This window comes from Campylobacter sp. 10_1_50 (genome assembly GCF_000238755.1).
GTDB classification, from domain to species: domain Bacteria; phylum Campylobacterota; class Campylobacteria; order Campylobacterales; family Campylobacteraceae; genus Campylobacter_A; species Campylobacter_A concisus_R.
Genome location: NZ_JH414887.1, coordinates 1 through 9930, shown reverse-complemented (window position 1 = coordinate 9930; position 9930 = coordinate 1). Strand labels below are relative to the sequence as shown.

At 40.5% G+C, this 9930-nt stretch carries 2 protein-coding genes, 2 tRNA genes and 3 rRNA genes; all 7 read right to left on the bottom strand.

The window, feature by feature from the left end:
• A partial coding sequence (locus HMPREF1019_RS10065; RefSeq protein ID WP_009293604.1) for an SU10 major capsid protein occupies positions 1-329 on the bottom strand: 329 nt, incomplete at its 3' end.
• A gap of 130 nt (positions 330-459) precedes the next feature.
• Positions 460-3975 carry an ADP-ribosyltransferase-containing protein gene (locus HMPREF1019_RS09915; RefSeq protein WP_009293602.1) on the bottom strand — a complete coding sequence of 1172 codons (3516 nt, stop codon included), beginning with the start codon at positions 3973-3975 and terminating at the stop codon, positions 460-462.
• Between the two features lie 337 nt (positions 3976-4312).
• Positions 4313-4431: ribosomal RNA gene (rrf, locus tag HMPREF1019_RS00025) — 5S ribosomal RNA — on the bottom strand.
• A 133-nt stretch (positions 4432-4564) separates the two neighbouring features.
• Positions 4565-7469 (bottom strand): 23S ribosomal RNA (locus HMPREF1019_RS00020).
• A gap of 433 nt (positions 7470-7902) precedes the next feature.
• Positions 7903-7978 (bottom strand) — tRNA-Ala (locus HMPREF1019_RS00015).
• Between the two features lie 12 nt (positions 7979-7990).
• Positions 7991-8067: transfer RNA gene (locus HMPREF1019_RS00010), tRNA-Ile, on the bottom strand.
• 94 nt (positions 8068-8161) lie between these two features.
• Positions 8162-9672 (bottom strand): 16S ribosomal RNA (locus HMPREF1019_RS00005).
• Together the 16S, 23S and 5S rRNA genes with 2 tRNA genes alongside form the textbook arrangement of a ribosomal RNA operon.
• Positions 9673-9930: the final 258 nt, after the last annotated feature.

Sequence of the window (9930 nt, the reverse complement as noted above, 5' to 3'; positions counted from 1 at the left end):
AACTCTTTACCGCCGTAAGTAGCCACTGCTTGCATACTTCTTGAAACACTAACGTTTGAAGTAAAAATTTGCACTGCATTTGAAGTCTTTTGCACACTTGATTTGATCTGATCGTCAAAGTCAGAAATCTCTAGCTGTGCGTTTTTCTTTGGGGCAGCTAAGCTGTCAGTTAGCCAAGAGTGCTCTATACCTTTAACACTTGAAGTGCCAATAAGTTTAAGTATAGGCGTCTCGTCAGCACCTATTAAGATTATGTTTTCATAGACTGAGGGCTTTAAGCCTTCACGTTTTGTAGCTGGGGCTTGAAACCCAGTTGTAGTTATTGCCATTTCTTTGCTCCTTTTATGCAATTTAATGGCAATTTATCATTTGTCACTGTGTCAAATCTACCCAATTTTGGCAAAAAGAATATTTTTTTGTTTGATTTGAAAAAGAGAGTAAGCCCTAAAGATAGGGCTTTTAATTATTCTTGGAGTTTTTAGTAGAAATGTAGCTAGTTTTTGCACCTTGACTAATTTTATTTTTAGTTAGTCTATTTACCGCTTTAGCTTTTACGCCGTCGCTTATATGTTTATTGAGCAATATTTTTTTAACTGCACCAACTTTGTCGCTACTATTGTCTATCGCATCAAGTAGTTTAAGTTTTGGGTTCTCAAACTTCATCGGCTCTTTTAGATTTCTATCAGAATAAAAGGTTATAATATCGTCATTAGCGGAGGTTGAAGTAATTGCGGAGTGTATCCCGCTTCCTCCGTTTTTATCCTTTATGTCATTTATGACAAGTCTAAATCTCACGCCGTCTTTATCTTCCCATTCATAAAGCCTTGCTTTGCGATCATTTATAAATGGTTCTTTATATTCTTTTATAAATTTACGCATATTCTCGCCCATATTTAATAGTTCTTGCTTCGTAACATAACCTTCCTTTGTTGTGTCTTCTAAATGCTTTATCTCGATATGTTTAGCCCCTTTGTTTTTATTTCCTATCGCATATCTTACCGCTCCCTCTACATCCTCTAAATCCTTATAAACTGGAGTTGAAAATTTGCCATTATATGTAACATTATAAATGCCTCTTTTTTCTTTTAGCTCAGGTGGTTTTTTACTAAAATTTACTCCGTCTTCTCTACTTACAAACGTATCATTTGGATTTACATCAAAAGTCTCATGCGGATAAACTTTATCTTTTTTATTTAGGTTGAGCCTATTTTGTACATTCCTAGCTTCGGCTTCACCATGGGAGAGGGCATATTTTTTATCATTTGTGTTGCTTCCTTTTGCAAACCCTTCAATATCTTGTATGGCGTGTTGGATTTCGTGCATTAAGGTTGATTTATCTGCTATTTCTCTAAGACCAATTTCTTTTTTAACTGGGTCGTAATAGCCTTTATTACCTAATGAATAAATATCATTTTCTTTATTAAAATTTCCATTGTTTTTCACATGTTTTATTTGGTTTGGGTTAAATGCAACTATTACGTTATCGTCTAATATAATGCTATCATATCCTGCATTTTGCAATTTATCTTTAAACGCTCTTGCCTTTGTATCATATTGTTTTAGGTTGGTATTTTTTATATACTCATAAAGATTTTTCCCAACACCATTTTTTATGTCATCTCTTTTTGCTAAATTTCCAAGCAATGCTTGATATTTTTTAGCAGTATCCTTTGTAATTTCTTCCCTTAAGTCAAAAGGCTTTTTGGCATTTATATATACCTCCATAACTCCGCTATTTGGTTCTTTTAGTCCATATCGCCCTTTTGAATATTCCTCACTCAACCCTTTGTCAGTTGTAAAGAAAAACCCCCACTTACTTTTATCAAACTTTTGGTCAAACTCGCTTATATTTGATTTTTTAGTCCCATGATAAAAAATTTTTGGGGTTCCATCTGTGTTTTTAGTTAGTGGGGAGCTCTCTTTGTGCCAATCCTTTAAGTTTTTATTGTAAAGTTCATCTTTTATTTTTACTACGTTTATATCCTTTAACTCAGGATATGCTTTAAATAACTCTTTATGCTCTAGTAAGTCGCCTAATTTATCTGCGTTTTGATTTTTGATTTTAGCTGGGCTATCATCTATCTCAAACTTCCAAGCGCCATCTTTATCTTTGTACCAACCAGTGCTTTGCCAAATCTTAACTTCATCTTCGCCTTTTTCTAGCATAGCTTTGGCTTTTGAGAGTTTATTAGCACTAGCATTAAGTGCCTTTTCTCCTGCAAAAGAATTTATACTATTGCTCTTTGCTGATCCATAAATTTTAGTTAATAATTTTGGATTATCTTTTGCCATTTGCGGCATCTTTTTGCCAAGCCCAAGAATAGAATTGTAAAGCTCTGGGCTTATGCGTTTAACTGCTGAAGCACTAAATTTTGACCCAAACAATGCATATATAAAACCTTTTGCAAACTCTTCAGGGCTAACATTGCCATTTTCATCAGCACCATTTGCTGTGCCGCCAAGCAAGCCGCTTGCTATGTGCGGATTAGCATAAAGGGTTTTTATTTTTTTGCTTTCACTAGCACTTAGTGGTTTCACAAAAGTCTCGTATGCTTGTTGTAACTTATTGTCTATTTCTCTTAAATTATTAGTGTATTCAGGGGAGCGTTTGCTTTTACCATAAGTTGGTACAATATCTCCTAAGTCTAAAAAGAAGTTAGGCTTTCTCCCCTTTGATGTGTTGATAGTTTGGTCTAAAAAAATCTCTTTTAGTTTTGCTTCGTCTAAGGCATGCTCTTTTGCAATAGTCTTTAGTTGTGGTTCCCATGTTGGGTTTAAATAGCCCTCTTTTACAAGAGCATCCTCTTTATTCTTATAAGGCTTAACATTTCTATTTTCTAAAGTTTTATCTAATTCTTGTGTTTGTTTTGGTATAATGCTTTCATCAGCAGATGAATACGTCTTGCCAACGGAAGTTGCGTCCTGCTTTAGCACATTATTATCGGCAGTGCTTAAAGGTGTTGGGAGCGTGGATGTCCCAGCCATCTGCTTAGAAACTCTATCCATACGAGCCAAGTCCCTTTCTCTTACCTTTGTAGCGTGCCTTACTTCTCCACTTTCTTTATCAACTGCCAACTTGCCTATTTTATTGTCGCCAACCCTTTTGACTATTAACGCATAATCAAGTCTGTTATTATTAAAAAAATGCGTTGGTTCATTTTTGATCTCTCTAATCAGCCTAAAAACATCACTTGGCTTACTAAACATTTCAGGGTGCTTACTAGCTAGATAATCTAAATCCGCGCTTATTTCTTCAGTTGTTATCTTCGATAAATCCCTTACGTTTGGGGCTAAGTCCATTTTTACATTTAAATCACTCTTTGGTGCTGGGCTTTCTTTTGTGATGAACCCATCCCCTTTTATCTCTCCAGCTTGAGCCTCTTCTCTTAACGCCTTTACCTCGTTTTTAAAAGCTTCTAGTAGTTTAGTTGAGTTTTCTGGTGCATCTTTTATCTCTATCTTTTCAAGATTATTAATGACACTTTTTAGATCGCCTGCGTTATTAATTGCATTTCTTATATGATTTTTTAAAGATGCGTCATTGCCTAGTACTGGGAGCAGTGATTTTAACCTTTCAATGGCTAAATTTCTCTTCATTGTCATAAGTGCTCCAGTTACTGAATGCCCTATGCCTTGTTGTAGCTCTTTAGCCTTTGGATTAATCGCTGTTAGTTTTTCAAGTAGTGATGACGTGTTATTTAGTATAGGAGCTTTTTTGTTTAGCTCTCCCATTATCTCTACCGCTCTTTTGCTCTCAAACGGAGCATTTTTTAAAGTATTGCTTACTTTAGAAAAGTCAGTTATTCCATCTTTGGTAAATTTTTCTATTACACCACGGATTAAGTTAGTTTCTAATGCTTCTTGTTCGCTACTGCTTAATCTGGCTGTAAGAGCTTTTAAATCTAAGCCATTTTCCGCATTGAGAGCTTTTAAGAGTGAGTTTGTTATATCGCCACTACTCTTTAGCTCACCCATTACATCATGGTAAATTTTAGAGTTTTGAAGTTCTTTAAAAAGAGCGTATTCGCTTCTTGCTTGTTTTAAAACATCTTTTGCTTTTTGGCTAAGAGCTGGTTTGCTAAAAGCTTGCTCGGCGACATTGTCTATTAAGCCCTGTCTTTACTTTTCAAGCAAAGGATCATATTATCATTAAGTAAAATTTAGTCTAAAGATTTTAAAAACTGGCATAAAAACAAATTTAAAACATAATCAAACCAATAATCTAAAAATAAATATAAGAATCTTATCATATATAAAAAATAAAAATAACAACTAGGATTAAATACAAGAATTAAAAGCAGATTAAAAACAAAGCCCGCAACGACCTACTTTTCCAACATCCCAGTAAGGGAGAGTATCATCAGCCAGGACGAGCTTAGCTTCTTGGTTCGAGATGGAGCAAGGCGTTTCCTCGTCTGTATAGTCACGGGCAGTGTTAAATAAAAGATATATTAGATAAATCTCTTATTTAACACTACTATATAAAGTTAAAAGTCATAAACAAAGTTTTATAAAAACATATCTTATTAAGTTTTTATCCTTAACAAGGAAGTGATGCTTATTAAAAGATAAGCAGACGAGCTATTAGTACTGGTCAGCTAAAGGACTTTCATCCATTACACACCCAGCCTATCAAACACATAGTCTATATGAGCTCTTAAAAGAAGATTCATCTTGGAGTTGGCTTCCTGCTTAGATGCTTTCAGCAGTTATCACATCCCAACATAGCTACCGAGCGGTGCCCTTGGCAGGACAACTCGTACACCAGTGGTTGGTTCGACCCGGTCCTCTCGTACTAGGGTCAACTCTCCTCAATCTTCTTGCGCCCACGGCAGATAGGGACCGAACTGTCTCACGACGTTCTGAACCCAGCTCGCGTACCGCTTTAAATGGCGAACAGCCATACCCTTGGGACCTGCTCCAGCCCCAGGATGCGATGAGCCGACATCGAGGTGCCAAACCTCCCCGTCGATGTGAGCTCTTGGGGGAGATCAGCCTGTTATCCCCGGGGTACCTTTTATCCTTTGAGCGATGGCCCTTCCACACAGAACCACCGGATCACTAAGACCGACTTTCGTCTCTGCTTGACGTGTATGTCTCGCAGTTAAGCTGGCTTATGCCTTTATACTCTACGAACGATTTCCAACCGTTCTGAGCCAACCTTTGTAAGCCTCCGTTACATTTTGGGAGGCGACCGCCCCAGTCAAACTACCCACCAGACATTGTCCTACTTGAGGATAACTCAAGCTAGTTAGCTATCAGAATAAAAAAGAGCGGTATCTCAACAATGGCTCACCATGAACTGGCGTCTATGGATCAAAGCCTCCCGCCTATCCTGCACATTTTTATCCCAATAGCAGTGTCAAGCTGTAGTAAAGGTCCACGGGGTCTTTCCGTCTTGCCGCGGGTAGGAGGAATTTTCACCTCCACTACAATTTCACTGGATCCCTCTTCGAGACAGCTCCCATCTCGTTACGCCATTCATGCAGGTCGATATTTAATCGACAAGGAATTTCGCTACCTTAGGACCGTTATAGTTACGGCCGCCGTTTACTCGGGCTTCGATCAAACGCTTCGCAGAGCTAACGTCATCAATTAACCTTCGAGCACCGGGCAGGCGTCACACCCTATACATCCTCTTACGAGTTAGCAGAGTGCTGTGTTTTTGGTAAACAGTCGGGAGGGACTCTTTGTTGTAACCTTCAATGCTTACGGAGTAAATCCTTCACAAAGTTAGGCACACCTTATACCGAAGATACGGTGCTATTTTGCAGAGTTCCTTGAAGAGAGTTCTTCCACGCGCCTTAGAATACTCATCCCACCCACCTGTGTCGGTTTACGGTACGGGCAACTATAACTAAACTTAGAAACTTTTCTTGGCTCGACAGTATCAAGGATTTACGATTCATTCCGAAGAACTTCACGCACCTATAAGGCCTCGGCTTAAAGGAGTTCGGATTTGCCTGAACTCCAACCTGCACCTTTCGACCAGCACTACCATCCGCTGGCTCCTCTAACTCTAAGCGTCCTTCCATCGCACATTATAGTTGGCATTGGAATATTAACCAATTTTCCATCGCATACCCCTTTCGGACTTTGCTTAGGACCCGGCTAACCCTACGATGACGAGCATCGCGTAGGAAACCTTGGGTTTACGGCGTTGGGGATTCTCACCCCAATTATCGCTACTCATGCCTGCATGCTCACTTGTATTCGCTCCAGCACTCCTTACCGGTATACCTTCAACGCAAATACAACGCTCTCCTACCACTTAGTAAAACTAAGTCTAAAGCTTCGGTACTCATTTTAGCCCCGTTATATTTTCCGCGCAGAATCACTAGACCAGTGAGCTATTACGCTTTCTTTAAAGGATGGCTGCTTCTAAGCCAACCTCCTGGTTGTTTAAGTAACTCCACATCGTTTTCCACTTAAATGAGATTTAGGGACCTTAGCTGTTAGTCTGGGTTGTTCCCCTCTCGACGACGGATTTTATCACTCGCCGCCTGACTGCCATGATTACACACTAGGTATTCGGAGTTTGATAGGGTTTGGTACATTGGTGTATGCCCTAGCCCATTCAGTGCTCTACCCCCTAGCATTACTACATGACGCTATACCTAAATATATTTCGGAGAGAACCAGCTATCACGATGTTTGATTGGCCTTTCACCCCTATCCACAAGTCATCCCATAGCTTTTCAACGCTAGCGGGTTCGGTCCTCCACCGGCTCTTACACCGGTTTCAACCTGCTCATGGATAGATCACATCGTTTCGGGTCTGCAACGTCTGACTAAACGCCCTATTAAGACTCGCTTTCGCTACGGCTCCGGGTTTCCTTAACCTCGCCAGACATCACAACTCGCAGGCTCATTATGCAAAAGGCAGTCCATCACCCTGATAAATCATAGGGCTCTGAATGATTGTAAGCAAATGGTTTCAGGTTCTATTTCACTCTGATCACCTCAGTTCTTTTCACCTTTCCCTCACGGTACTTGTGCACTATCGGTCTAGTAGTAGTATTTAGGGTTGGATAGTGGTCTACCCAGCTTCAGACAGAATATCACGTGTTCCGCCCTACTCAGGATACTGCTAAGTAAAACAAAGCTTTCATATACGGGGGTATCACCCTCTGTGCCTAACCTTTCCAGGTTGTTCTATTAGCTAAGTTTAGTCTATATTGCAGTCCTACAACCCCACTAGTAAACTAGTGGTTTGCCCTCTTACGCGTTCGCTCGCCGCTACTAGCGTAATCTCTTTTGATTTCTTTTCCTGAGGGTACTAAGATGTTTCAATTCCCCTCGTTCGCTCCGTTATACGGTAACTAATATCTCTATTAGTTGGGTTGCCCCATTCAGAAATTCCCGGATCAAAGCCCCTTGACGGCTCCCCGAGACTTATCGCAGCCTGGCACGTCTTTCATCGCCTCTACTAGCCAAGGCATCCACCACTTGCTCTTTGTAGCTTACCTTTTCTATATTAGATTATTCTAATTCGCATCACTTCCTTGTTAAAGATAACTTTATGTTACTACATTTAAATTCTAGCTCTCAAGACGGAAAGCATTGACTACTATTTAGATAAGTTTTAAATCCTAAATAGATTGTGATGTCAAACTTTTGCATTAAATGCAAAGAGAATAGAAATTTAAATCTTTAACAAGTCCTGTAAAATTGTTTTTAAAACTTGCTTGTGACTATTAACAATATTAATTAAAAGAACATTTAGACTTCGCAGACTAGCAAGCTAGTCTTTACGACCAAAGAGTTATACCCTTTGGAAACCCCTAAAGCACAAAGTTGCTTTCGGCAACTTCGTAATCAATAAAGATTAAGACGCTTAAAAGTCTAAAGTAAATGTTTCTAAAAACACTTAATATAGACTTTTACTGTTAAACTATTTTATGGTGGAGAATAGCGGGATCGAACCGCTGACCTCCTGCGTGCAAAGCAGGCGCTCTCCCAGCTGAGCTAATTCCCCAATTAAATTCTCTGGTGGGCCTAACAAGACTTGAACTTGTGACCTCACCCTTATCAGGGGTGCACTCTAACCAGCTGAGCTATAGGCCCCTATAGGTCTATCAATCTTTCAAAACTAAACAAGGATGATTGAGAATATCTTTCTTATAGATATCTTGTGAGAGAATATCTATATGTACTCTAGAAAGGAGGTGATCCAACCGCAGGTTCTCCTACGGTTACCTTGTTACGACTTCACCCCAGTCGCTGATTCCACTGTGGACGGTAACTAATTTAGTATTCCGGCTTCGAGTGAAATCAACTCCCATGGTGTGACGGGCGGTGAGTACAAGACCCGGGAACGTATTCACCGTAGCATGGCTGATCTACGATTACTAGCGATTCCGGCTTCATGGAGTCGAGTTGCAGACTCCAATCCGAACTGGGACATATTTTATAGATTTGCTCCATCTCGCGATATTGCTTCTCATTGTATATGCCATTGTAGCACGTGTGTCGCCCCGGACATAAGGGCCATGATGACTTGACGTCGTCCACACCTTCCTCCTCCTTACGAAGGCAGTCTCATTAGAGTGCTCAGCCGAACTGTTAGCAACTAATGACGTGGGTTGCGCTCGTTGCGGGACTTAACCCAACATCTCACGACACGAGCTGACGACAGCCGTGCAGCACCTGTCTTAACATTTCTGCAAGCAGACACTCTTCTATCTCTAGATGATTTGTTAGATATCAAGTCCGGGTAAGGTTCTTCGCGTATCTTCGAATTAAACCACATGCTCCACCGCTTGTGCGGGTCCCCGTCTATTCCTTTGAGTTTTAATCTTGCGACCGTACTCCCCAGGCGGTATACTTAATCCGTTAGGTGCATTACTGCCAAGACTAGCTTAGCAACAACTAGTATACATCGTTTAGGGCGTGGACTACCAGGGTATCTAATCCTGTTTGCTCCCCACGCTTTCACGCATTAGCGTCAGTTGAGTTCCAGCAGATCGCCTTCGCAATGGGTATTCCTGGTGATCTCTACGGATTTTACCCCTACACCACCAATTCCATCTGCCTCTCCCTCACTCTAGATTATCAGTTTCCCAAGCAGTTCTATGGTTAAGCCATAGGATTTCACAAGAGACTTGATAATCCGCCTACGCGTCCTTTACGCCCAGTGATTCCGAGTAACGCTTGCACCCTCCGTATTACCGCGGCTGCTGGCACGGAGTTAGCCGGTGCTTATTCGTTAGGTACCGTCATTGTTCTTCCCTAACAAAAGGAGTTTACGCTCCGAAAAGTGTCATCCTCCACGCGGCGTTGCTGCTTCAGGGTTTCCCCCATTGAGCAATATTCCCTACTGCTGCCTCCCGTAGGAGTCTGGACCGTGTCTCAGTTCCAGTGTGACTGATCATCCTCTCAGACCAGTTATGCGTCATAGCCTTGGTGAGCCATTACCTCACCAACTAGCTGATACAATATAGCCTCATCCTACACCGAAAAACTTTCCCTATCTAACTTATGCTAGAGAGGTGTATAGAGTATTAGCAGTCGTTTCCAACTGTTGTCCTCTAGTGTAGGGCAGATTAGCTATACATTACTCACCCGTGCGCCACTAACTCATAAGAGCAAGCTCTTACTCGTCCGTTCGACTTGCATGTATTAGGCACGCCGCCAGCGTTCACTCTGAGCCAGGATCAAACTCTCCATATTAATTACCTATCTAATAGATAGGATTTTTATTATGAAGTTTTTAATCAAAAAAACTTTTAGTTTTTATATTAGTTTGTCTAATCTATTATTTAATCATAATAGACTGGCTCAATCGATCACTTGTTTAGATTTCAAAGATTGACTAATAGTTTAACAATTGTAAGTTAAAAGAACAACGATAAGAAAAAGGCTTTATTAACGTTGAAGTTAAAGGTGGTTTCTCGTTTCGTGAGCTGGAATTATATATGAGGGATGCTT

Bases quoted from the DNA above. Each gene is read 5' to 3' on its own strand.
- HMPREF1019_RS09915 (WP_009293602.1), bottom strand. From the start codon at position 3,975: ATGGGTGAGCTAAAGAGTAGTGGCGATATAACAAACTCACTCTTAAAA.